This window comes from Sphingomonas sp. J344, from assembly GCF_024700005.1.
Taxonomy (GTDB): domain Bacteria; phylum Pseudomonadota; class Alphaproteobacteria; order Sphingomonadales; family Sphingomonadaceae; genus Sphingomonas.
This window is the reverse complement of sequence record NZ_JAJONB010000001.1, coordinates 334,825-356,679: the sequence shown is the minus strand read 5'-3', so window position 1 is coordinate 356,679 and position 21,855 is coordinate 334,825. Positions and strand designations below refer to the sequence as shown.

General features: G+C 66.1%; 20 protein-coding genes and 4 pseudogenes. 9 read left to right on the top strand and 15 right to left on the bottom strand.

What is annotated here, in order from left to right:
- Nucleotides 1–58: 58 nt before the first annotated feature.
- From LRS12_RS01800 to secB, 6 genes are all read right to left on the bottom strand, one after another.
- A complete protein-coding gene (locus tag LRS12_RS01800) occupies nt 59–625 on the bottom strand; it encodes a hypothetical protein (protein WP_257843020.1) in 567 nt (188 codons plus the stop codon).
- A 36-nt stretch (nt 626–661) separates the two neighbouring features.
- Nucleotides 662–1,678 carry a sorbosone dehydrogenase family protein gene (locus LRS12_RS01795; RefSeq protein WP_308222955.1) on the bottom strand — a complete coding sequence of 339 codons (1,017 nt, stop codon included), beginning with the start codon at nt 1,676–1,678 and terminating at the stop codon, nt 662–664.
- Nucleotides 1,630–2,340 (bottom strand): Ig-like domain-containing protein, encoded by a 711-nt coding sequence (locus LRS12_RS20220; protein WP_374580101.1) that lies wholly within the window; start codon nt 2,338–2,340, stop codon nt 1,630–1,632. Before LRS12_RS20220 ends, LRS12_RS01795 begins: the two co-directional genes overlap by 49 nt.
- Nucleotides 2,246–3,256: a tryptophan--tRNA ligase gene (gene trpS, locus LRS12_RS01790; RefSeq protein ID WP_257843019.1), complete on the bottom strand. Its 1,011-nt coding sequence runs from the start codon at nt 3,254–3,256 to the stop codon at nt 2,246–2,248. The genes LRS12_RS20220 and trpS overlap by 95 nt, the downstream gene beginning before the upstream one ends.
- An 18-nt stretch (nt 3,257–3,274) precedes the next feature.
- The gene (gene murJ, locus LRS12_RS01785; RefSeq protein WP_257843018.1) at nt 3,275–4,840 is read right to left on the bottom strand and encodes a murein biosynthesis integral membrane protein MurJ; all 1,566 of its coding nucleotides are present in this window, start codon (nt 4,838–4,840) and stop codon (nt 3,275–3,277) included.
- Between the two features lie 136 nt (nt 4,841–4,976).
- Nucleotides 4,977–5,477 carry a protein-export chaperone SecB gene (secB, locus tag LRS12_RS01780; RefSeq protein WP_257843017.1) on the bottom strand — a complete coding sequence of 167 codons (501 nt, stop codon included), beginning with the start codon at nt 5,475–5,477 and terminating at the stop codon, nt 4,977–4,979.
- A gap of 177 nt (nt 5,478–5,654) precedes the next feature.
- On the opposite strand from secB, the gene LRS12_RS01775 reads away from it, so the two are divergent.
- The 4 genes and pseudogenes from LRS12_RS01775 to LRS12_RS01760 all read left to right on the top strand — a co-directional run bounded on the left by LRS12_RS01775 (nt 5,655) and on the right by LRS12_RS01760 (nt 9,977).
- A complete protein-coding gene (locus LRS12_RS01775) occupies nt 5,655–6,299 on the top strand; it encodes a Tim44/TimA family putative adaptor protein (protein ID WP_257843016.1) in 645 nt (214 codons plus the stop codon).
- Nucleotides 6,300–6,761: 462 nt separating this feature from the next.
- Nucleotides 6,762–7,592, top strand: a complete 831-nt coding sequence (locus LRS12_RS01770; protein ID WP_374580097.1) for a murein transglycosylase A — start codon at nt 6,762–6,764, stop codon at nt 7,590–7,592.
- A gap of 3 nt (nt 7,593–7,595) precedes the next feature.
- Nucleotides 7,596–8,231: pseudogene (locus tag LRS12_RS01765) on the top strand (Smr/MutS family protein).
- A gap of 69 nt (nt 8,232–8,300) precedes the next feature.
- Complete coding sequence (locus LRS12_RS01760; RefSeq protein WP_257843015.1) at nt 8,301–9,977, top strand: bifunctional diguanylate cyclase/phosphodiesterase; 1,677 nt, start codon at nt 8,301–8,303, stop codon at nt 9,975–9,977.
- Between the two features lie 86 nt (nt 9,978–10,063).
- On the opposite strand, the gene dapE is transcribed toward LRS12_RS01760, so the two are convergent.
- On the bottom strand, nt 10,064–11,188 hold the full coding sequence (dapE, locus tag LRS12_RS01755; RefSeq protein ID WP_257843014.1) for a succinyl-diaminopimelate desuccinylase: 1,125 nt from the start codon (nt 11,186–11,188) through the stop codon (nt 10,064–10,066).
- Nucleotides 11,189–11,213: 25 nt separating this feature from the next.
- On the opposite strand from dapE, the gene LRS12_RS01750 reads away from it, so the two are divergent.
- Nucleotides 11,214–11,660, top strand: a complete 447-nt coding sequence (locus tag LRS12_RS01750) for a cupin domain-containing protein (protein WP_257843013.1) — start codon at nt 11,214–11,216, stop codon at nt 11,658–11,660.
- A 95-nt stretch (nt 11,661–11,755) separates the two neighbouring features.
- Here the strand turns inward: LRS12_RS01750 and LRS12_RS01745 are convergent.
- A pseudogene (locus tag LRS12_RS01745) lies at nt 11,756–12,422 on the bottom strand (glutathione S-transferase family protein).
- A 112-nt stretch (nt 12,423–12,534) separates the two neighbouring features.
- On the opposite strand from LRS12_RS01745, the gene LRS12_RS01740 reads away from it, so the two are divergent.
- From LRS12_RS01740 to LRS12_RS01730, 3 genes are all read left to right on the top strand, one after another.
- Entirely contained in the window at nt 12,535–13,008 is a 474-nt protein-coding gene (locus LRS12_RS01740) for a hypothetical protein (RefSeq protein WP_257843012.1), read from the top strand.
- Between the two features lie 69 nt (nt 13,009–13,077).
- On the top strand, nt 13,078–14,475 hold the full coding sequence (locus tag LRS12_RS01735; protein WP_257845409.1) for a S9 family peptidase: 1,398 nt from the start codon (nt 13,078–13,080) through the stop codon (nt 14,473–14,475).
- A gap of 101 nt (nt 14,476–14,576) precedes the next feature.
- On the top strand, nt 14,577–16,508 hold the full coding sequence (locus tag LRS12_RS01730; RefSeq protein ID WP_257843011.1) for a S9 family peptidase: 1,932 nt from the start codon (nt 14,577–14,579) through the stop codon (nt 16,506–16,508).
- 14 nt (nt 16,509–16,522) lie between these two features.
- Here the strand turns inward: LRS12_RS01730 and yihA are convergent, their stop codons facing one another.
- From yihA to LRS12_RS01700, 6 genes and pseudogenes are all read right to left on the bottom strand, one after another.
- Nucleotides 16,523–17,164, bottom strand: coding sequence for a ribosome biogenesis GTP-binding protein YihA/YsxC (yihA, locus tag LRS12_RS01725; protein ID WP_257843010.1), 642 nt, complete (start codon nt 17,162–17,164; stop codon nt 16,523–16,525).
- Nucleotides 17,161–18,924 carry a membrane protein insertase YidC gene (gene yidC, locus LRS12_RS01720; protein WP_257843009.1) on the bottom strand — a complete coding sequence of 588 codons (1,764 nt, stop codon included), beginning with the start codon at nt 18,922–18,924 and terminating at the stop codon, nt 17,161–17,163. The genes yihA and yidC overlap by 4 nt, the downstream gene beginning before the upstream one ends.
- A gap of 20 nt (nt 18,925–18,944) precedes the next feature.
- Nucleotides 18,945–19,158, bottom strand: a pseudogene (yidD, locus tag LRS12_RS01715) (membrane protein insertion efficiency factor YidD).
- Entirely contained in the window at nt 19,155–19,472 is a 318-nt protein-coding gene (gene rnpA, locus LRS12_RS01710; protein WP_257843008.1) for a ribonuclease P protein component, read from the bottom strand. Before rnpA ends, yidD begins: the two are co-directional and overlap by 4 nt.
- Before the next feature lie 101 nt (nt 19,473–19,573).
- Nucleotides 19,574–19,708, bottom strand: a complete 135-nt coding sequence (gene rpmH / locus LRS12_RS01705; RefSeq protein ID WP_044332822.1) for a 50S ribosomal protein L34 — start codon at nt 19,706–19,708, stop codon at nt 19,574–19,576.
- Nucleotides 19,709–19,841: 133 nt separating this feature from the next.
- A complete protein-coding gene (locus LRS12_RS01700; protein ID WP_257843004.1) occupies nt 19,842–20,039 on the bottom strand; it encodes a hypothetical protein in 198 nt (65 codons plus the stop codon).
- Nucleotides 20,040–20,183: 144 nt separating this feature from the next.
- Between LRS12_RS01700 and LRS12_RS01695 the strand changes: the two are divergent.
- Nucleotides 20,184–21,325: pseudogene (locus LRS12_RS01695) on the top strand (YifB family Mg chelatase-like AAA ATPase); the annotation flags it as partial.
- Nucleotides 21,326–21,395: 70 nt separating this feature from the next.
- Here LRS12_RS01695 and LRS12_RS01690 read toward each other — a convergent pair.
- Nucleotides 21,396–21,656: a hypothetical protein gene (locus tag LRS12_RS01690; protein ID WP_257843003.1), complete on the bottom strand. Its 261-nt coding sequence runs from the start codon at nt 21,654–21,656 to the stop codon at nt 21,396–21,398.
- Nucleotides 21,657–21,855 lie beyond the last annotated feature (199 nt).

Below are 21,855 nucleotides of genomic sequence, written 5' to 3'. Positions count from 1 at the left end.
GAGCGACAAGGTCAGCGGGTCGGCGGGGCCGAACGTCTTGAGCGCCTCGTCAAAGGCCTCACGTGCGGGGGCTTCGCCTTCGTCGGGGGGAGGGGGAGTCGGTGAAGACCGCGGCGCGCTTGCCCTTGGCGCGGAGCCGTTGCCGTAGATCGGCGTCACCCCGTCCGCGCTGTTCGAGGATCGCGACAGTGCGCCCATAGGCACCCGTCATTTCGCGATAGAGCTTGCCCGCAGCCAGCGCTGCGTCGCCGATCAATTCACTAGCTTGCGCCATTTCGACCCACAGGCGGCGCAGCACTTCTTCATCGCGGCGCGCTCCCTCAGCCTCGGCGGGGGTGACCGGGGGACCGACGCGGCGATATTTTACCCGGCCGATCCGGTTATCGACGATCTCGCTGGCCTCATCCAGGGCGGCATTGGCGGCCTGGGCCAGCTTCAACGCCGCCTCTGGATCGCTGGCCAGCAGCGCACGGGCGCGAGCGAGTTGCAGATCGACGCAGCGGTCTGCGGGGTCGGGTTTGGCGAGGCAGGCGTCGAGCGCCGGTTGAACCTTGGCCGCAGCCTTGGGCACCGGCGCGCGCTCGGTCGCCAGCGCCGGAGCGGCGAGGAACAGCAGAGGAAGCAATGACCGCATCCCCGCCAGACTATCACCCTGCGCCGTTCAAACCAGCGACAAAGCCTGACGCCGATGGTCCCGGCAAAGCGTCACGCCGGGGACTCGCCTATTCGGGCTCGGCGCGGAAAATTTCGCCGTCCTGACGATGTAGATCACCCCGTCAGCACCTGCGCGCAGGGTGACTAGCGCGTCGATCTGGCCGGTCGCTGGCGCGAAGTCGGCGTTGCGCCGTTCCAGCATGGAGCTGCCCAGCGTCGCTCCCTGCTGGATCGATGACACGGGAATGCTGAAGATTGACCCGCTCCGGTCGGCGAACACATAGACGTTGTGCAGTGATGGGATTGTCGTGCCGCCAACCGCACCGCCGACGATCGCGTTTCCGGCGCGGGGGCCGGTGCCGTGCGGATACTGGATCACCGGATCGGTCCGGCCAGCAGGAGGCGTCGAACGGATGCTTGTACCCTCCTTGAACGGCCAGCCGAGATTGATGGCGGTCGCCCCGTCCGAGACGAAACTGACCTCCTCGAACGCGTCCTGCCCGCTATCGGCGAGCAGCAGCCCACCGTTCCAGATCGCACCACCGGTCGGGCGGCGCAGACCCTTCGCCACATTCTGGTACAGGAAGAATTGCGGTGAAGCGCCCGTATAGGGATCGGGATTGGGCGAAACCAGGATCAGCTTGCCGAGAAACGTCGCATCGTTCTGGGCGCTATTGGTGGGATCGCCAGCGCCACCCGCGTCGCTCAGCGCGACGAGAAGAGTGCCGTTGGCGGCCGGACCGACCCAACCCCCGCCAGCATAATTCGGTGCCGCGATCGTCAGCATCGGCCCGAAATTGTCTGGAACGATCGGCCCCGCCGGATTCCGGAGAAAGCGATTGAGCACGATGACACCGTTAGTCCGGTACAGCAGGAAAAAGGTGCCGGATGTGGCGTAATCCTGCGCGCCGGCGATGCCGATGACTTCGCCGCCGCTCGACAACGTCGTTTGAATCAGGAGCGTGCGTGCACCGCTTACCGGATCGAGACGGTAGATTGCGCCGGCGCGCTCCGCGACCAGCACGGTTGTGGCATCGATCGGAGCAATGGCGACCGGATTGACAAACCCGGTTGCGACGCGGCGTACCCCTCACGTGAATTTGTGACGGAAATCGTCACCGCGAGCTGCGCAGAAGCACGCCCATCGCTGACCGACAGCGTGATCTGATAGACATTATCCAGATCGGAATCGGCCGGGAGATCGAAGTTCGGCGACGCGGCAAAACTGAGTTGACCTGCGGCTGTGATAGCGAAGCGTGCAGCGTCCGCACCGCCACTGATCGAATAGGTCAGTGCGTCGCTGTCCGGGTCAGTGGCGGCTGCTTGATAGACCGATCCCGTCGCATTCTCCGCTACAGTAACCGCGGCAGCCGAGGTGAAGCTCGGCGCCCGGTTGACGGGCGCAGGTCCTGGCTGGCTAGTGCTTCCGCCGCTACACCCGATCAGCGCGGTCGCGCCGACAGAGCGAACATGGCGCGCAATCTTTGTGCGCCCGCGCAAGCGCGGTCGTGCGTCCTTTTCATCGATTTTGTGAACCCCCGATCTCAGATATTCGAGGGGGTTAACAGCGACTCTTACCCAAATCAAACGATTAACCGATCCGCAGCCCCATCGCCTCCTGCACCTGTCGCAGGAGCGGCGCGGCGAGGGCGGCGGCGCGCTCGGCGCCCTTGCGCAATTCGGCATCGACCGCGCCCTTGTCGGCGATCAGGCGGACCATCTCGTCGCGGATCGGGCCGAGCTTGGCGACGGCGAGGTCGGCGAGCGCGGGCTTGAAGCTGCCAAAGCCCTGCCCGGCATATTCGGCGACCACATCCTCCGGCGTGCGGTCGGCGAGCGCGGCGAAGATGGTGACGAGGTTCCTGGCTTCGGGTCGGTCCTTGAGCGATTCCCAGCTTTCGCCCATCGGTTCGGGGTCGGTCTTGGCTTTGCGAAACTTCTGGGCGATCGCGTCGTCGTCATCGACCAGATTGATCCGTGCCGCCTCTGACGGGTTCGACTTGGACATTTTCTGGGTCGCATCGCGCAGCGACATGATCCGCGGCGCGGCCTTGCTGATCAGCGGTTCGGGTTCGAGCAGCAGGTCGGTCTTGTAGTCGAGGTTGAACTTGGCGGCGATGTCGCGCGCCAGTTCGAGATGCTGTTTCTGGTCCTCGCCGACGGGCACATGCGTCGCGCGATAGAGCAGGACGTCGGCGGCCATCAGCACCGGATAGTCGTACAGGCCGACGCTTGCGCCCTCGCGGTTCTTGCCCGCCTTGTCCTTGAACTGGGTCATGCGGTTGAGCCAGCCGACGCGCGCGACATTGTTGAGGAGCCAGGCCAGCTCGCTATGCGCGGGGACGCGCGCCTGGTTGAACAGGATCGAGCGGCTGGGGTCGATGCCGCTGGCGATCATCGCGGCGCTGACCTCGAACGTGCTGTCGGTGATCGCGGCCGGTTCGCTCCATTCGGTCAGCGCGTGGAGGTCGGCGATGAAGTACATCGACTCGCCGCCCGCCGCCTCGACATCGGCCTGCATGCCCACCCACTGCTTGATCGCACCGAGATAGTTGCCGAGGTGGAGATTGCCGGTGGGCTTGATGCCGGAAACGACGCGCATGGGTTTGTGTCCAGGTCTTCAGGTTGATTTGCGGCGCACCAGCGCCTTGATGTCGCTCGGGCGGAAAGCGCCGGTTGCGAAACAGGCGGCGGCGTAGACGATGCAGCCTGCGCCGACCAGCACCATCATCGCACCCGTGCGGATCGTCCACGCGCCATGGGTGTAGGGCGTGAACAGGTCGTTGAGCAGGAACATCACCCCGCCCATCGCCAGCGCCGCGCCGACCAGCCGCCACACGCGGCGGCGCAGCTGGGGATCGGCGGTGAAATGGCCGCGCTTGACGAGGGTGCGGTAGAGCAGGGCGACATTGACCCATGCCGCGATCGCGGTGGCGAGCGGCGGGCCCATATGCTTGAGCGGGACGATCAGCGCGAGGTTGAGGATCAGGTTGATCGCGATCGAGATCGTCGCATAGCGCACCGGGGTCTTGGTGTCGGAGCGGGCATAGAAGCCCGGCGTCAGCACCTTGACCAATATGTAGGCGGGCAGGCCGACCGAGAAGGCGGCGAGCGCCTGGGCGGTCGCGCGGGTATCATCCGCGGTGAACGCGCCATGCTGGAACAGCGCGCTGACGATCGGCGCGCCGCACACCACCAGCGCCACGGTGGCGGGGAGGGTGAGGAACAGCGCCAGCTCGGTCCCGCGATTCTGCGTGTGCATCGCCGCGCCGTCATTCCCCGCGCCCAGCTGACGCGCGATGGTGGGGAGCAGCACGGTGCCGAGGCCAATGCCGATCAGCCCGAGCGGGAGCTGGTTCAGCCGGTCGGCATAATAGATGTACGACACCGACCCTTCGACCAGCAGGCTGGCGGCGAGCGCGGTCGAGATGACGAGGTTGATCTGATAAGCACCCGCACCCGCCGCTGCAGGTCCGATCAGCTTGAGCAGTTTCTTCACGTCCGGGGTCAGCCGGGGGAGGCGCAGCTTCAGCTTCACACCGGCGGCGCGACAGGCGAGGATCAGCCAGAGTAGCTGGAGCATGCCAGATACGGTGACGGCGATTGCCTGGTTGCGGGCGGTCAGGAGCGTTTCGTCGGCGTGGAAGAACAACAAGGCGACGATCAACGTCGCGTTGAGCAGGATCGGTGCGGCGGCATTGACCCAGAATTTGTTGAGCGAGTTGAGGATGCCGCCCAACAGCGAGACGAGGCTGATCAGCAGCAGATAGGGAAAGGTGATCCGTGACAGCTCCACCGCATAGGCGAACTGGTCCGCGCTTGCGTCGTTGAACCCGCCCGACAGCGCCCAGACCACGGGATAGGCGGCAATTTCCATCACTGCGGTGATCAGGATGAGCAGCGGCAGGAGGACCGACAGCGCCTCCTCCGCAAAGGACAGCGCGCTCTTGGTCTCGCCACCGGCTTCGCCGACCTTCTTGCTGAACATCGGGACGAAGGCGGCGCTGAACGCGCCCTCCGCGAACAGCGCGCGGAAGAGATTGGGCAGGCGAAAGGCAATCAGGAAGGCGTCCGAGGCGAAGCTGGCACCGACATAGCGCGCGAACAGCGAATCGCGGACTAGCCCCAGCACCCGGCTAACGAGCGTCAGCCCGCCGATCGACCCGAGTGCCTTGACGAGATTCATGGATTCCCCGCCTTTGTTATTTGATGCCCCTCACGGCGCATGTGCGGTGCCGGCCCGCTCCCCCGCCCGGCCACCCAAATCATGCTGCCGCCGGGTGGCCGGGCGGGGAGCGGGCCGGCACCGCAACCCGAGCGAATTAAGCCTGGCCGGCCTCGCCGCCCAGCATCGTCTGCGCGTCGTGCTGCGCGCGCTGCTGTTCGTACAGGCCGTTAAAGTCGATCGGCTCCAGCATCAGCGGCGGGAAGCCGCCGTCGCGGACCGCGTCGGCCAGCACGCGGCGCGCGAACGGGAACAGCAGGCGGGGCGCTTCGCCGAGCAGGAAGGGCTGGAGATGCTCGTCCGGCACGTTGCGGATCGCGAACAGTCCCGAATAGGAGAGGTCGACGATGAACGCGACCTGCTCTTCCATGGTTGCACGCACGTCGATCTTCAGCGTCACTTCGTGGACGTCCTGCGCGACTTCGGCAGCGCCAATGTTGAACTGGACGTCGAACGCCGGCTGGCCCTGGACCTGATAGATTGCGGGCGAGTTGGGATTCTCGAACGAGAAGTCCTTGATATATTGCGAGATCACGCCGACCGACGGAGCGGTGTCGGCGCCGTTCGCCTGGGGAGCTGCGTTGTCGGGCGTATCCATGGTCTTGAAACTTCCTTTGTGGGATCGGGATATTTGTCGCGGTGACCCGCGTTGCGATGACGGTCGCGACTAGCAGGGGCAGTTGGCCGTTTCAACGGGCGTGCGCTCCGGGCCAATCGCGGGTTTGAAACGCCGGGGTTTCGCGCCTATGTTGCAGCTGAGAAAGAAGGTGCCAACGTGTATCTAGTTATCCTGTTTGCGGCGATTGCCGCGTTCCTCGCGCTCCGCCTCTACTCCGTGCTGGGCAAGCGCACCGGGCACGAACAGCCCCTGCCGCGTCCGGCGGAGGAACGTGTCGGCGCGCCGCAGATGCCGCGCACCATCGACATGCCCGCCGAGGTTCGCGACACTGGCCCTCGTCCGCTGGAGAACGGTGCCGAAGCCGGCTTGCGCGCGCTTGTCGCTGCCGACCCGTCATTCGACGTCGGCCAGTTTCTGGAAGGCGCCAAGTCGGCCTATCGCATGATTCTGGAAGCATTCTGGAAGGGTGACCGCGACACGCTGGAATGGCTGATCGAAGCCGAAGTGCGCGACAGCTTCATCGCCGCGATCGACGCGCGCGAAGAAGCGGGTGAGACGCTGGACAACCGACTGATTGGAATCGAGCGGGCAACGATCTCCGACATCGCGCTCGATGGCGCGCAGGCCCGCGTCACTGTCCGGTTCGATGCAGACATCGCTGCGGTGACCCGCGACAAGGATGGCAACGTCATCGCCGGATCGCTGAGCGACGCGGTGCAGACGCATGACGCCTGGACGTTCAGCCGCACGCTGGGCAGCGGCGATCCGAACTGGAAACTGAGCGACACCGACGAAGTCTGATCGGTCACGACGGTAATGACGGAGGAATGATGCGCGCTTGGGGGTAGCGGCTTGCGCCGCGCTGTTGGGCGCATGTTCGTCCGGGGTCGTCCCGGCGGGGCGTCCCGCTAGCGGGGGGTGCCGTGCCCGCGCGGCCCGCGCCTGCGCCATCGACCGGTGTTCCCGTGCGCCAGCCGGTTGCCGCGACTCCGCTTGCGCCCGCCCCCGCTGCGGCGGTTCCGGCCGGGGTCACGACCGCCGCAGCCGCAGGTCTGACCGCCGGTCCCGCCGTGCAGGATCTGCCGATTACGATGGCCGCCGCCGCGCGCGCTGGGCGCGTTCAAGATCAGCTGTGCGACTCTGGTTCGTCGGACCGACGCCACCGGCCTGACTCGCGGTGCGGACTGGCAGCCGGCCTGCGATGCCGCGCGCTCCACCCAGGACCGCGATGCCGGGGCATTTTTCGCCCGCCATTTCGAAACGGTGCAGGTCGCCGACGGCAAGGCATTCGCCACAGGCTATTATGAGCCGGAAATCGCAGGATCGCGCACCCGCCGCCCCGGCTATGACGTGCCGATCTACGGCCGACCGTCCGACCTGATCGATGTCGATCTGGGCAGCTTTTCGGAGTCTTTGGCGGGGCGGTCGATCCGCGGTCGCGTGGATGGGACCAAGCTTGTCCAATATCATGACCGCACCGCGATCGAGAAGGGCGCGCTGGCCGGACGCGGGCTGGAAATCGCCTGGGCGGCCGATCCGGTCGAACTCTTCTTTCTCCAGATTCAGGGCTCGGGTCGCCTGCGCCAGCCCGACGGCAGCGTCATGCGGATCGGCTATGCCAGCCAGAATGGCCGCGACTATACGGGGATCGGCAAGCTGATGCTCGACCGCGGGCTGCTCAAGCCGGGACAGACGTCGATGCAGGGCATCATGGCCTGGCTGCGCGCCAACCCCGAACAGGGGACGGCGATCATGCGCGAGAACAAGAGCTATGTGTTCTTTCGCGAGCTGACCGGGCCGGGGCCGCTGGGCGCGCTGGGCGTGCCGGTGACCGCGCTGGCGACGGTGGCGACCGATCCGAAATTCGTGCCGCTCGGCGCACCGGTCTTCCTGTCGATGGACCGGCAGGACGCCAATGGGCTGTGGATCGCGCAGGATACCGGCGGCGCGATCAAGGGCTCGAACCGGTTCGACACCTTTTGGGGCGCGGGCGACGATGCGCGGGCGATTGCCGGTGGCATGGCTGCGCGGGGCACCGCCTGGTTGCTGCTGCCCAAGGGAACGCTCCAGCGCCTCGGCGCCGCGCGCGACTGATCCATGGCACGCCCGCCGCGCGCCTTGTCGCCCGAGGAACGGGCGCTGTGGCAGCGCGTCATTTCCAGCGTGACGCCGATTGCGAAGCGACCTGCAAGCCTCCCCCTCAGCGGACGGGTTGGGGGTGGGGCGTCCGCATCTCACCGAGACCCGTCGCCCGGAGGATAGGCCCCACCCCAACCCCCTCCCCTGAAGGGGAGGGGCTTAAGAAGGTGAAGGGGCGCGTACCGTCACCGCGCCAGCCCCCCGCCGCCGCCACCCGCACCCAAACAACCCCGCGACACACTCGATGGCGGCTGGGATCGCCGCTTGTCGCGGGGTCTTGTCGCGCCCGAAAGCACGATCGACCTGCACGGCCACACGCTTTCCAGTGCCCACGCGATGCTCGACCAGGGACTGGCCCGGGCGATTGCGCGGGGCGACCGCGTTCTGCTGCTGATCACCGGCAAGCCGCCGCGCCCCGAGTCCGAACGACCGCATGCGCGCGGCGCGATCCGCGCGGCGGTGGGGGACTGGCTCGCCGCATCCCGCCATGCCGATGCCGTCGCCGCAGTGCGCGGCGCGCACCCCCGACATGGCGGGCAGGGTGCGCTCTATATCGTGTTGCGCCGTCCCCGGTCGCCGGCGCGAAATTTTTAACTCTTTCGCGGCATACCTTTGTGAACAGCCGGAATTGGTCCGGCTGGCGTGGGGGATCGCGCAACCGCAATGGACGGATTTTCGCTCAAAAGCCGCGCGATTGCGTTCGCGCTGTGCGCCGGGGCGTTTGTCTTCATCCTGGCGCTGGCCGCGACCACGCGCGGGCAATTCGACGTCGCGAACACCAGTCGCGCGCTGATCGCCGCAATCATCTGTGCCGCAATGTGCTGGGCCTATGCCGAGCGGACAATCGCCTCGACCGCCGAGGCAATCGACGCCGCGATCGAACGGCTGACCCAAGCCGCCAACGGCGACCTTCAGAGCGAGATCCCGCGCGAGGTGGAGCAGTGCGTTCCGCCGCTCGCGCATGCAATGGACGGGCTGTTCCGCCAGCTCCATACGAACCTGGAAAGCGTCCAGCGGCTCGCGATGTACGACCCGGTCACGGGTCTGCCCAATCGCACCCATTTCCGTCGAAGTTGCGAACGGTTGCTCGCCGAGCTGCCGCAGGACGCGATGGCGGCCCTGTTCTTCATCGACCTCGACCGGTTCAAGGCGGTCAACGACACGCTGGGTCATGCCGTCGGGGATCAGCTGCTCAGCATGGTCGCCAACCGGTTGCGCGCAGTTGCCGACCGGTTCGCAATCGAGGGTGATGCGCGTCAGCCGCTGATCGGTCGCCTGTCCGGCGACGAGTTCACCATCTACTTCCCCGAACTGGGGCATGTCCGCGACGCCGATCGGGTCGGGCGCGGCATCCTTTATGCCCTGTCCGAACCGTTCGACCTGGCCGATCAGGAGGTGTCGATCGGCGCGTCGGTGGGGATCGCGATCCGCCCCGAACACGGCACGTCGCTGACCGACCTGATGCGTGCTGCCGACGCCGCGATGTACCACGCCAAGGCCAAGGGCCGCGGCCGCGCCGAACATTTCACCGACCAGCTTGCTAGTGACATCGCCGAACGCGCCCTGCTCGAAAGCGATTTGCGCATGGCGGTCGAACGCAACCAGTTCACCCTGGTCTATCAGCCACAGATCAGTGCACTCGACGGTCGCATCGTCGCGGCCGAAGCATTGCTGCGCTGGCAGCATCCGACGCGCGGCCTGTGCCTGCCCGGCACCTTTATCGGGCGGGCCGAGGAAACCGGCCTGATCGTCGAGATCGGCGAATGGGTGGTCGAACATGTCGCCGCGACCATCGCCCGCTGGGGCGAGATGGGGATCGAGCAGCGGCTCGCGGTCAACATCAGCCCGCGCCAGCTCGATCACGCCGCCTTTTTCCGCCGGTTGCGCGAAGCGATGCAGGCCGCAGGGGCACCCGCGCGGCTGCTGGAGCTGGAGATTACCGAGACGCTGGCAATGCACTGCTCGCGCGAGGTGATCGACGCGATTGCGGCGCTGCGCAGCGATGGCGCGACCGTGGCGGTGGACGATTTCGGGACTGGCTATTCGAACCTTGCGCGCCTGCGCGACCTGCCGCTCGATCGGGTGAAGCTCGACCGCAGCCTGGTCGAAAATGTCGCCACCAATGCCGAGGCGCGGACGATCGCGCATGCGGTGATCGGCCTGATCCACGGTATCGGCTGTGAAGTCGTGGCCGAGGGGATCGAGACCGAGGCGCAGCTGGAAGTGCTGCGCGTGATCGGGTGCGACATCCTGCAGGGCTATGTCATCGCCAAGCCGATGGCGGAGGCCGCGTTCCTCGACTGGGCCAGCGCCGCGCCGCGACTGGCGCTGCGCGCCTGAGCAACCTTCGTTTGCCCTAAGCCTGTCGAAGGGCTGCGAGCGCAGGCTTTCGTGCTTTCGACGGGCTCAGCACAAACGGGGTTTGGTCAGCCCGCGAACACCCGCCCCAACACGCCCGTGTAGATTCGTGTCAATACATGGAGGTCGTCCAGCGCGACCGCCTCGTCCAGCTTGTGCATCGTCGCGTTGAGCAGGCCGAATTCGACCACCGGGCAGATGCGCGACAGGAAGCGCGCGTCGGATGTGCCGCCGCTGGTAGAAAGCTCGGCCGTAACGCCGGTCTGGGCGTGGATCGCTTCGGACACCAAGGTCGAAAGCGCACCCGGCTCGGTCAGAAACGCCTCGCCATAGACGCGACCGCGCACGATGCCGGCGGGGGCGTGGGCATGGACGATGTCCTGCACCCGCGCGATCAGGTCGTGGCCGCGATGCTGGTCGTTGAAGCGGATCGAGATACGCGCCTTTGCCCGACCGGGGATGACGTTGGTCGCGGGGTTGCCGACCTCCAGGTCGATCACTTCGATATTCGATGGCTGGAACCAGTCGGTGCCTTCGTCGAGGACGATCGCATCGATCTCCGCCAGCGCGCGGACGAGGCGGGGGACCGGATTGTCGGCGAGATGGGGGTAGGCGACATGCCCCTGTCGCCCCGGCACCTCGATATCGATCACGGTCGACCCGCGCCGCCCGATCTTGATCGTGTCGCCGAGGCGGCGGGCGGAGGTCGGCTCGCCGACCAGGCACATGTTCGGGGTCAGGCCGCGCGCTGCCATCCGCTCGATGATCGCGACCGTTCCATAGGTCGCCGGGCCTTCCTCGTCGCCGGTGATGATCAGGCTGACGGTGCCGGAAGCGGGGGCCGTGCCGAGCGCGGCGACGAAGGCGGCGATCGCGCCCTTCATGTCCACCGCGCCGCGTCCGTAGAGCAGGTCGCCGCGGATTTCCGGCTCAAACGCACCCGACGCCCAGCCTTCGCCCGGCGGGACGACGTCGAGATGCCCGGCAAAGGCGAAATGCGGCCCGGGCCCGGCGCTGCGCACCGCGAGGAGGTTCTCGACCGGGCCGTCGGGGGCTTCACCCGCGACGAAGCGCTCGACCTCGAAACCAAGCGGGGTCAGCGCCGCCTCCAGCACATCGAACACCGTGCCGCGCGCCGGGGTGATGCTGGGCGCGGCGATCAGCGCCTTGGTGAGTTCGACGACATCGGGCATGTTCGCTCCTTCAATGGAGGCTCCTTTGCCCAAGCTCGACCTCGACACAATCCCGCAGACCAACGCGACCGGCTATCCTGCAGAATATGCGGATGTGGTGCAGGGTCGCTGGTACCGCCGCCTTGCCCCGGCATCGGGGCTCACGGACTTTGGCGCGAGCCATGTGACGCTGAAGCCCGGCGCATGGTCGGCGCACCGCCACTGGCATGAGGGCGAGGACGAGCTGGTGGTGATGATCGTGGGCGAGGCGGTGCTGGTCGACGATGCGGGCGAGCATGTGATGCGCCCCGGCGACGTCGCGGCCTTTCCCAAGGGTGACGGTAACGGCCATGTCCTGCAGAACCGCAGCGACGCCGATTGCGTATTCGTCGCGATCGGCCGCCCTGCGGCGAGCGACTGCCACTATCCCGATATCGACATGCATCTGGAGCATGGCGTCGGGTTCAGGCGGAAGGATGGGAGCGGGTTCTGATCCCATCGTCACCCCGGGCCTGACCCGGGGCCCCGCTGCCTTGACCGCCCGAAGAAGCTGGGCCCCGGGTCAAGCCCGGGGTGACAGCTATTCGTTCAAGCCGGTTCCTGCTCGAACTGTTCGATCACCCATTCCTCTTCCTGCGCGCCGGCGATCCAGTCCTGCATGAAGGGATGCTGGAGCACCGCGTTCATATAGGCCGGGGCGAAGCGCGCGACGGGGAGCGAGTAGGTGACGAAGCGGGTCACGACCGGCGCGAACATCACGTCCACCGCGCCGAACTGGCCGAACAGGAATTCACCGTCGCCGCCATAGCGGGCGCGGGCCTGCGCCCATAGCTCCATGATCCGCTGGATGTCGTGCATCACGTCTTCGTCGGGGGTCTTGGGCGGATAGACCTGGCGGATGTTCATGCTGTGCTTGCGGCGCAGTGCGGCGTAGCCCGAATGCATCTCCGCCGCCATCGACCGCGCCATCGCGCGTGCGGCGGGATCTGTCGGCCAGAATTTGTCGCCGCCCGACTTCTCGTTGAGATATTCGACGATGGCGAGGCTGTCCCAGACGACGGCGTCGCCATCCCACAGGATCGGCACCTTGCCCGACGACGGCGCAAACTCGTCGCCCTCGCGGCGCTTGTCCCAGTCCTGATCGTAGAGCGGGACGACCACCTCCTCGAAGGGAAGCCCGGAGAGCTTGCACGCGAGCCAGCCGCGCAGCGATCCAGGATGAATAGGCCTTGTTGCCGATGAAGAGCTTGAGCATCGCGTGGGGATAGCGGCGGGACGGGGGCGGGGCAACCGCGCCAAATCGCTTGAAAACAATGTTCAGTTTGGGCAGCTTCCCATCTGTCCCGTCCGGGGCATGGGGGAATTGAATGCCGCGTAAATTGATGATGTTGGCCGCCGCACTGGCGTCGGCCGCAAGCCTGCCTGTTCTTGCGCGCCAGGCGGCGACGCCCGCTGCGCCCGCCCGCGCTGCGCTGCCGGTCGAGGCGTTTGCCGACATGCCGAATATCGAGGACCCCGAGCTGTCGCCCGGCGGCAAGTTCATCGCCGCCAAGATCACGGTCGATGGCACGCAGTATTTCGCGGTGATGGCCCCGGAGGCCGGAGCGAAGCCGCGGTTGTTCCGGGCGGGCGAGATCGAGGTCAATTGGTGGCGCTGGGTCAATGACGACTGGCTGGTCATCGGCGTGGGTCAGGGCGAGACGGAGAAGCGCGGCAGCTGGTATGTCACGCGCGCGGTGGCGTATCAGCCATCGACCGGCAAGATCATCCACCTGACCGCCGACGGTTCGACTGCGGATGGCGACAATGTCATCTGGGTTTCGGCCGACGGTCCACCCTGAATCCTCATTTCGTCGCGCACCACCGACTATGTCGACGAGCCGAATTTCTGGCCGCGCGTCGATGAGGTGATGCTGGACACCGGCAAGCGGCGCAGCGTCACGGCCAATTATCTCGGCATCTGGCGATGGGTTGCCGATGGCACCGGCAACGTCCGAATGGGCGTCGGTAACGGATTGGAAGGGCGCATCCGGCGCGTTGTCTATCGCGACAGCACAGCCGAATCGTTCCGCACGATCGACCGGTCACCGCGCGGGCGGGAGGGGCTGGCGCTGCCGGTCCTGTTCCTTGCGGACAAGCGCCGTGCACTGGTGATCGACGACGACGCCGAGGGCTTTTCGACGCTCTATACGATGGACCTGGCGACGCTCGAACGCGGCGAGGCGCTGTTCGGCACCAAGGGCTATGACATTGGCGGCATCATCCCGGATGCGACGCGCACCAAATTGCTGGGCGTCACCGTGCATGGCGACCGCCCGGGCATTCACTGGATCGACCCGGAAATGGTCGCGATGCAGCAGACCGTGTCCGGGCTGGTCAAGGGCGCACAGGTGTCGATCCAGTCGGTGAGCGCCGACCTGTCCACTGCGATTATCGCGATCGGTGGTGCCGACGCCCCAGGAGGCTTCTTTCTGTTCAAGCGGGCCGGCAACACGCTGATGCCGCTTGGCTACACCAATCCCAGCATCAAGATGCGCAGGATGCACCCGGTAAAGACGATCCGCTACAAGGCACGGGACGGTCTGGAAATCGCTGCGGTGCTGACGCTCCCCGTCGGGCGCAAGGACAAGCTGCCGCTGATCGTCATGCCGCACGGTGGCCCGCGTGCGCGCGACAGCGAGACGTGGGACTGGTGGGCTCAGTTCCTCGCCGACCGCGGCTATGCCGTGATCCAGCCCAATTACCGGGGTTCGACCGGCTACGGCACCAAGTTTATGGAAATGGGGGAGGGGCAATGGGGCCTCGCGATGCAGGACGACCTGAATGACGCGGTGACGGAGCTGGCGAAGCTCGGCATCGCCGACCCCAAGCGGGTGTGCATGGTGGGTGGTTCCTATGGCGGATACGCGGCGATCCGCGCGGCGCAGCGCGACGGGTCGCTCTACCGGTGCGCGGTGTCGTTCGCCGGCGTCTCCGACCTCAACCGCATGGTCCGGCACCACCGCAACTTTCTATACGGCAACATCCGCGGTGCCTGGCTGCGCGAACAGGCACCCGACCTCAAATCGGTTTCGCCGATCAATTTCCCCGAACAGTTCACGATCCCTGTCCTGCTCGTGCATGGCGAGAAGGACGGCGTGGTTCCCGTCGCTCAATCGCGCGAAATGGTCGAGCAGCTGAAAAAGGCAGGCAAGGACGTGACCTATATCGTCCAGCCCGAGGGGGACCATCATCTCAGCCGTGGCGCGGACCGGCTGGAGTTCCTGAAGGCAATGGAGGCGTTCCTGGCCAAGCATAATCCGGCGTGATCGTGCCGGTGGCGCTGAAAAGCTGCGAGGGGGCGGGGCTGGATTCGCGTGTGCGTTTCCGGTCGCGCGGACAGGTTGATCTTGAGGGGTAAGGGGAAAGAATGTCGCGGTTTTTCTTGAGCGTAGCTCTGCTTGCGCTGGCTCCGGTCGCGTCGGCGCAGGCGCCGGCCGCTACATCTACGGCCGCACGACCGCCGATGGCGCTGGAGGTATTTGCCGAGCTGCCCCAGGTCGAAGACCCGCGCATGTCGCCCGATGGAAAGCGGATCGTCGCGAAGCTCGCCCGCGATGGGCAGATGTTCCTTGCGGTCATCGCGATCGATGGCGCTACCGCCCCGTCCTATATCCATCCGGGTGAGGTCGATCTCAACTGGTGGCGCTGGGTCAATGACGACTGGATCGTCGTCGGCATCGGGCGCGAGCAAAAGGTCGACGGCGACACATTCTACATAAGTCGCGCACTCGGCATTCAGCTTTCGACCGGCAAGATGACCGTGCTCGCCGAACGCGATGCGGCGCAGCGCGCGGACGATGTGATCTGGGTCGCGCGCGACGGATCGGCACGGGTGATGCTCGCCTACCAGACCTCGATCTTTATCAACCAGCCGGGTTTCTGGCCCAAGGTGGAGGAAATCGACCTAGCGACCGGCAAGCGCCGGCTGGTTCAGGGGCCGCGCGAGGGCGTGTTCGACTGGTATGCCGATCGCGACGGCGTGGTGCGCATGGGTGTCGGGTCGTCGCTCGACGGCCGGTCGAGCCGGCTGCTCTATCGCGAGAGCGCCGACGCGCCCGTCCGCACGGTGGACCGCGCCAAGCGCGGCAAGGATCGGCTCACCATCCCCTCGCTGTTCCTGCGCGACAAGAACAAGGCGTTGGTGATCGAGGATGACGAGGCGGGCTTTTCGGCGCTGTACGAATATGACCTCGCCACGCTTCAGCGGGGGAAGCAGCTGTTCGCGACGCCAGGCTATGACATTGGCGGCGTGATCGCGGATAGCAGCGGGGATGGCTTCGCCGGCGTCCATACCGAGCAGAACCGCCCATCGATCCACTGGAGCGATCCGCAAATGGCCGCGATGCACGGCGCGATCGCGGGCCAGGTCAGGGGCGGGCAGATCACGATCACCTCATTGAGCCGCGATGGCCAGTCGGCGGTGATCAACGTCAGCGGACCCGATACGCCCGGCGCATGGATGGTCTATCGCAACGCCACCCGCGAGCTGACTGCGCTGGCGCTCGACAACAAGACGATCGGGCTCAAGCGGATGCATCCCGTGACAACGATCCGCTACAAGGCGCGCGACGGGGTCGAAATCGCGGCGGTGCTGACGCTGCCGCGCGGCAAGTCGGGCAAGCTGCCGTTGATCGTGATGCCGCATGGCGGCCCGCGCGCGCGCGACAGCGAGGTGTGGGACTGGTGGGCGCAATTCCTGGCCGATCGCGGCTATGCGGTGGTGCAGCCAAATTATCGCGGCTCCACCGGCTATGGCACCAAGTTCATGGAGATGGGCGAGGGGCAATGGGGCCTGGCGATGCAGGACGACCTGGACGACGCGATCAAGGCGCTCGCCGATCAGGGCATCGCCGATGCCAAGCGCGTCTGCATGGTCGGCGCGTCCTATGGCGGCTACGCGGCGTTGCGCGCAGCGCAGCGGGACGGTGACAAGTATCGCTGTGCCGTCTCATACGCCGGGGTGTCCGACCTCAACCGGATGGTGCGGCACCAGAGCAACTTCCTCTATGCCGGTGCACGGGGGGACTGGCTGCGCGAGCAGGCACCCGACCTCAAGGATATTTCACCGGTCAACTTTGCGGGCGCGTTCGGCATTCCCGTGCTGTTGATGCATGGCGAGAAGGACCGCGTCGTCCCAATCGTCCAGTCGAAGGTGATGGCGCAGAAGCTGAAGAGCGCGGGCAAGGACGTGACCTATATCGTCCAGCCGCTGGGCGACCATCACTTCACCCGACAGGAAGACCGCGTCGAGTTCCTGAAGGCGATGGAGGCGTTCCTCGCCAAGCATAACCCGGCCTGAGCCGGGCGAGGCGGTCAGATGCTGACCGCCTCGATCACTGCGGCGCGCAGCTCGGCGATGCCGTCGCTCTTTTCGCTCGACGTGGCGAGGATGTCGGGATGGGCGGCGGGGCGCTTTCGTGCTTCGTCGATCGTCCGCTGGGTCACTTCGGCCAGTTCTGCCGGCTTGATCTTGTCGCCCTTGGTCAGGACGATGCGATAGCTGACCGCCGCCGCGTCGAGCATGTCGAGGATGTCGCGGTCGACTTCCTTGATCCCGTGGCGGCTGTCGATCAGCACCAGCACGCGCTTCAGCACATCGCGCCCGCGCAGATAGTCGTTCACCAGGAAGCGCCATTTCCTGACGACGTCCTTGGGTGCCTTGGCAAAGCCGTAGCCGGGCATGTCGACCAGCCGGAACTTCACCGGATCGCCGACATCGAAAAAGTTGAGCTCCTGAGTCCGCCCCGGCGTGTTCGACGTGCGCGCGAGCCCGTTACGCCCGGTCAGCGCGTTGAGCAGCGAGGATTTGCCGACATTCGACCGCCCGGCAAACGCCACTTCCGGCACGACCGCGTCGGGCAGGAAGTGGAGCGCAGGCGCGGACTTCAGGAACGCGACGGGCCCCGCAAAGGTCTTGCGCGCGCCCTCGATCAACTCGGGGTCGAACTCGGTCACTTCTTCCCCTTGCCCGGTTTGGGGGTGGGCGCTTGGATCACCGCACCCGATGCGGGCAGCGGTTCCTTCAGCGCCGGGTGGCGCATGTACAGGAACTTCTGCTGCGCGATGGTGAGCAGGTTCGAGGTGATCCAGTAGAGCTGGAGACCTGCCGCGAACGGCGCCATCACGAACATCAGCACCCATGGCATGATCGCGAACATCTGCTTCTGGATCTCGTCTGTCGGCGCGGGGTTCAGCTTGAACTGCGCCCACATCGACACGCCGAGCAGGATCGGGAACACGCCCAGCGCCAGGAACATCGGCAGCTGGATGCCGGTCAGATAATGGACCAGGTTGACGAGGTTCGCGGGGTCGGGAGCGGACAGATCCTTGATCCACAGTACCAAAGGCTGGTGGCGCATTTCGATCGACAGCATCAGCACCTTGTACAGCGCGTAGAGGATCGGAATCTGGAGCAGGGTCGGGAGGCAGCCCGCGAGCGGGTTCACCTTCTCGTCCTTGTACAGCTTCATGATTTCCTGCTGCTGGCGCGGCTTGTCGTCCTTGTAGCGTTCCTGCAGCGCCTTCATCTTGGGCTGGAGCGCGCGCATCGCGGCCATCGACGCAAACTGCTTCTGCGCGATCGGGAACAGCAGCAGGCGGACGGTGACGGTCAACAGGATGATCGCGACACCGAAATTGCCGACCATGCGGAACAGCCAGTGAAGGTAATGGAAGATCGGCTTTTCGAAGATCTCGAACCAGCCCCAGTCGATCGCCTTGCCGAACTGGCGGATACCGCCTTCTTCCTCGTAGCTGTCGAGCAGGTTGATGTCCTTCGCGCCCGCGAAGAAGCGGGTCGTCTGGGTCATCACCTGGCCGGGCGCGACCTGGCGCGCCGCAGTCGGCTCGAACTGCGCCTGAGTCGCGCTATTGGCGGCGGGGCGGAAGCCGAGGCCCACCGGCATGCCCTGATCGGGGACCAACGCGGTCAGCCAGTAGATGTCGGTATAGCCGATCCAGCCGCCCTTGGTATCGAACCGCTGGGCACCTTCGTCTTTCACCGTGTCGTAATTGACGTCGTAATCGACGATGCCGTCATAGGAAGCGACCGGGCCGGCATGGATCGTCCAGGTGTCGATATCATTGCCCGGACCGTGGCGGTAGAGAAAGCCATAGCCGGCTACCGCAATCGGCGTCTGCCCCAGGTTCACGACCTTCTGGCGGACGGTGAACATATAGCCTTCATCGACCGACAGCTCGATCGCGAAGCGCTGCGTGCCGCTGGTCGCGGTGAGTGTGACCGGAGTGGTCGGGGTCAGCTTGGTGCCGCTCGCGTTCCACACCGTGTCCGCGCCGGGGGCGTTGAGTCCCTGACCCGACCAGCCGAAACCGGCGAAATAGGCGTCGCGCGTGCCGCTTGGGGAGAGCAGGCGGATCGGCGCGCTGTCCTTGGCGATCGTTTCCTTGTGCTTGACCAGCACCAGATCGTCGATCCGCGCACCCTTGAGGTTGAGGCTGCCGCGCACCGTCGGCGTCTCGATTGCGATGCGCGGGGTTTCGCGCAGCACGGTCGCGCGGTCGCGGATCGCGGCGGGGGTGTCGGCGGTGGGGTCTGCGCCCGGATTGGGGACGATCTTGGGCGTGCCGTCCTGTGTCTTGGTCACTGTCGGGGCCGGCGGCGTCGGGAACAGCCAGCCGGTCATCGCGGGCCATGCGAACAGCAGCAGGCCGGCAATCACGGCGAACAGCAGGAAATTCTTCTGGTCGTCTTTCACGTCATTCCCCGGTCAGGATATCAGGGCACTGGGTCATAGCCGTGCCCACCCCATGGATGGCAGCGAAGGATGCGCCGCAGCGCGAGGCCATCCGCCCTTGAGCGCCCCATAGCGGGAGAGCGCCTCGATTGCATAGGCCGAACAGCTTGGCGCGAAACGACAGCTGGGAGGCAGGATGCGCGACGGCCCGATCTGCCACCCGCGCGCGATGAGGATGAACAGGCGGGCAATCACCGCTTCACCTTCGCCAGCGCTTTGGCCAGTTCGGACTTGAGCGCCGCATAGTCGCGCTCGATCCCGCTCGCGCGGCCGATCAGGACATGATCCGCCCCGGCGACGCCGTCGACCGGCAGCACCTCACGCACCAGCGCGCGAAAGCGTCGCTTCATGCGGTTGCGGGTGACGGCGTTGCCGACCTTCTTCGACACGGTGATGCCGATTCGCATCGTCGCATCTGCGTCGCCGCGCGGGCGCACGATCAGCACGAAGCCGGGCATCGGCGCGCGCTTGCCGGCATTGGCGGCGAGATAGTCCTTGCGCTGAGTCATCCGCGCTAGCCCCGCTTTCGAGGCGGGCGGTGAACGCAAACAGCCCGCTTCCTCGGCCGAGGAAACGGGCTGGTTCGACACCAGCGATGCTGGCGTCAGGCTTACGCGCTCAGCTTGTTGCGGCCGCGGGCGCGGCGGGCGCGAATCACATTGCGGCCGCCGGGGGTCGCCATGCGCGCGCGGAAGCCGTGCCGGCGCGCTCGCACCAGGTTGCTCGGCTGAAAGGTCCGCTTCATCGCTCATTCCCTGAATTCTAGAAACTGAAATGGCCGCCGCAGGGGCGACCGTGTGAACGGGCCCGTTAGCCAAAGCGGAGGCCGAAGTCAATTCGCGGCAAGCCTTTTTGCCCGTGTACGGCGGCGCTTGGCGCTACCGCGCACCAATATCCGGTCGATGAACGCCCCGGCCCGCGGCCAGCGCGCTTTCAATCGCACGAATCGATGCCGCGCCCAGCGTGAATTGCGCAGAGATCAGGATGAGGCCGAACGTCGCGATGACCGTCCCGCCGGGGCCGGGCAGGGGCGAGGCGAGCGGCGCGACGACCAGAAACAGGGTCCAGCCGCTCACCAGCAGGGCGATTCGCATAAAGGGATGCGGGCTTCGCATGGGTCCGAGATGGGGCCGTGTGTTGCCGATGCAAGACGCAGGCGCGATGAACCGTTTCCCTCGCAGGAAAAGCCGCTAAGAGTGTGCGAACAAAAGGGGGCGTTGATGGTCGCGAGTGTCTCGACGGTCGCATATCTCGGGCTGGAGGCGCGCGCAGTCGAGGTGCAGTGCAACCTCGTCCCCGGCCTCCCCAAATTCATGATCGTCGGCCTGCCCGACAAGGCGGTGGCCGAGAGCCGCGAGCGGGTGCGCGCGGCGATGGCGGCGATCGGCCTCGCCATGCCGCCCAAGCATATCGTCCTCAACCTCTCGCCCGCCGATTTGCCCAAGGAAGGGTCGCATTTCGACCTGCCGATCGCGCTGGCGCTGCTGGCGGCGATGGGGGTGACCGATGCCGAGGCGCTGGCCGATTATGTCGTGGTCGGTGAGCTGGCGCTCGACGGGCGCATCGCCTCCTCGCCCGGGGTGCTGCTCGCGGCGCTGCACGCGGCGGGGAAGGGGAAGGGGCTGATCTGCCCCGCGGCACAGGGGGCGGAGGCGGCGTGGGCGGGGACAGGCGCGGTGCTCGCCGCGCCCGATCTGGTCGGGCTGCTCAATCACCTCAAGGGCCAGCAACTGCTCGGATCGCCCGAGCCGGGTGAGGCGGACCCGCCGGGCTTCGGTCCCGACCTCAGACAGGTGAAGGGGCAGGAGACCGCCAAGCGCGCGCTCGAGATCGCGGCGGCGGGCGGGCACAATCTGCTGATGGTCGGCCCGCCGGGCGCGGGCAAGTCGCTGATGGCAAGCTGCCTTCCCGGCATCCTCCCCCGCTCGACGCCGCCGAGGCGCTGGAGGTGTCGATGGTGGCGAGTGTTGCGGGGACGCTGGAGGGCGGGCGGCTGACGCGCACGCGCCCCTTCCGCGCGCCGCATCATTCGGCGTCGATGGCCGCGCTCACCGGCGGCGGGCTGAAGGTCAAGCCGGGCGAAGTCAGTCTCGCGCATCTCGGCGTGCTGTTCCTCGACGAACTGCCCGAGTTCCAGCGCGCGGTGCTCGATTCGCTGCGCCAGCCGCTCGAGGCGGGGACGGTCAGCGTCGCGCGTGCCAATGCGCATGTGACCTTTCCGGCGCGCGTTCAACTGGTCGCGGCGATGAATCCGTGCCGTTGCGGCCATCTGGGCGACCCGGCGCTCGCTTGTGCACGCGCCCCGCGCTGTGCCTCCGACTATCAGGCCAAGGTGTCGGGGCCGCTGCTCGACCGCATCGAACCAGTTTTCAAGTCAGAAATGCAGTCAGTCTGCTAACGACCCCGCTGCTGACATTCGGTGGGCTAAGCTTTCACGGGTTCGGTTTCCACCAAGCGTATGCCATCGTAATCCAGCCGCCCACGAATGCAGCTATCGCAATCCAGCCAGCCATGAACGGAAGCTCTGGCGCACAATAGTCGAGGCAAAACACGACTGGTCCGGATGCTGGGGCCTCGACCCCAAAGAAATCGGCAAATTGATCCCAACCGCCCATTACCGCCGAGAATATGTAGGCTTGGACAATCCATGCTTGAACGGCCCAAGCTATCAAAGAGACCAAAAAGAGCAGCATAGCGCTCAGTAACCGCCGATCGCGCCTCATGCTTGCACCTCCTGCGACTGCTCGCACCAAGCCTATGTTCTTGAACGTCAGCTTTCCACCCAAAATCAGACGTTCCCGACCCGTGCCAAAAGCGGTCATTCGCCGTTCGATTGTCGCACGCGCCTTAGCTATTGATAGGGAAGGGCAATTTTGACGTGCATGTAGGTCG

Bases quoted from the DNA above. Each gene is read 5' to 3' on its own strand.
- LRS12_RS20220 (WP_374580101.1), bottom strand. From the start codon at position 2,340: ATGCCGAATTGCGCAAGGGCGCCGAGCGCGCCGCCGCCCTCGCCGCGC.
- trpS (WP_257843019.1), bottom strand. From the start codon at position 3,256: ATGCGCGTCGTTTCCGGCATCAAGCCCACCGGCAATCTCCACCTCGGC.
- murJ (WP_257843018.1), bottom strand. From the start codon at position 4,840: ATGAATCTCGTCAAGGCACTCGGGTCGATCGGCGGGCTGACGCTCGTT.
- secB (WP_257843017.1), bottom strand. From the start codon at position 5,477: ATGGATACGCCCGACAACGCAGCTCCCCAGGCGAACGGCGCCGACACC.
- LRS12_RS01760 (WP_257843015.1), top strand. From the start codon at position 8,301: ATGGACGGATTTTCGCTCAAAAGCCGCGCGATTGCGTTCGCGCTGTGC.
- dapE (WP_257843014.1), bottom strand. From the start codon at position 11,188: ATGCCCGATGTCGTCGAACTCACCAAGGCGCTGATCGCCGCGCCCAGC.
- LRS12_RS01740 (WP_257843012.1), top strand. From the start codon at position 12,535: ATGCCGCGTAAATTGATGATGTTGGCCGCCGCACTGGCGTCGGCCGCA.
- LRS12_RS01735 (WP_257845409.1), top strand. From the start codon at position 13,078: ATGCTGGACACCGGCAAGCGGCGCAGCGTCACGGCCAATTATCTCGGC.
- LRS12_RS01730 (WP_257843011.1), top strand. From the start codon at position 14,577: ATGTCGCGGTTTTTCTTGAGCGTAGCTCTGCTTGCGCTGGCTCCGGTC.
- rnpA (WP_257843008.1), bottom strand. From the start codon at position 19,472: ATGACTCAGCGCAAGGACTATCTCGCCGCCAATGCCGGCAAGCGCGCG.
- rpmH (WP_044332822.1), bottom strand. From the start codon at position 19,708: ATGAAGCGGACCTTTCAGCCGAGCAACCTGGTGCGAGCGCGCCGGCAC.
- LRS12_RS01690 (WP_257843003.1), bottom strand. From the start codon at position 21,656: ATGCTGCTCTTTTTGGTCTCTTTGATAGCTTGGGCCGTTCAAGCATGG.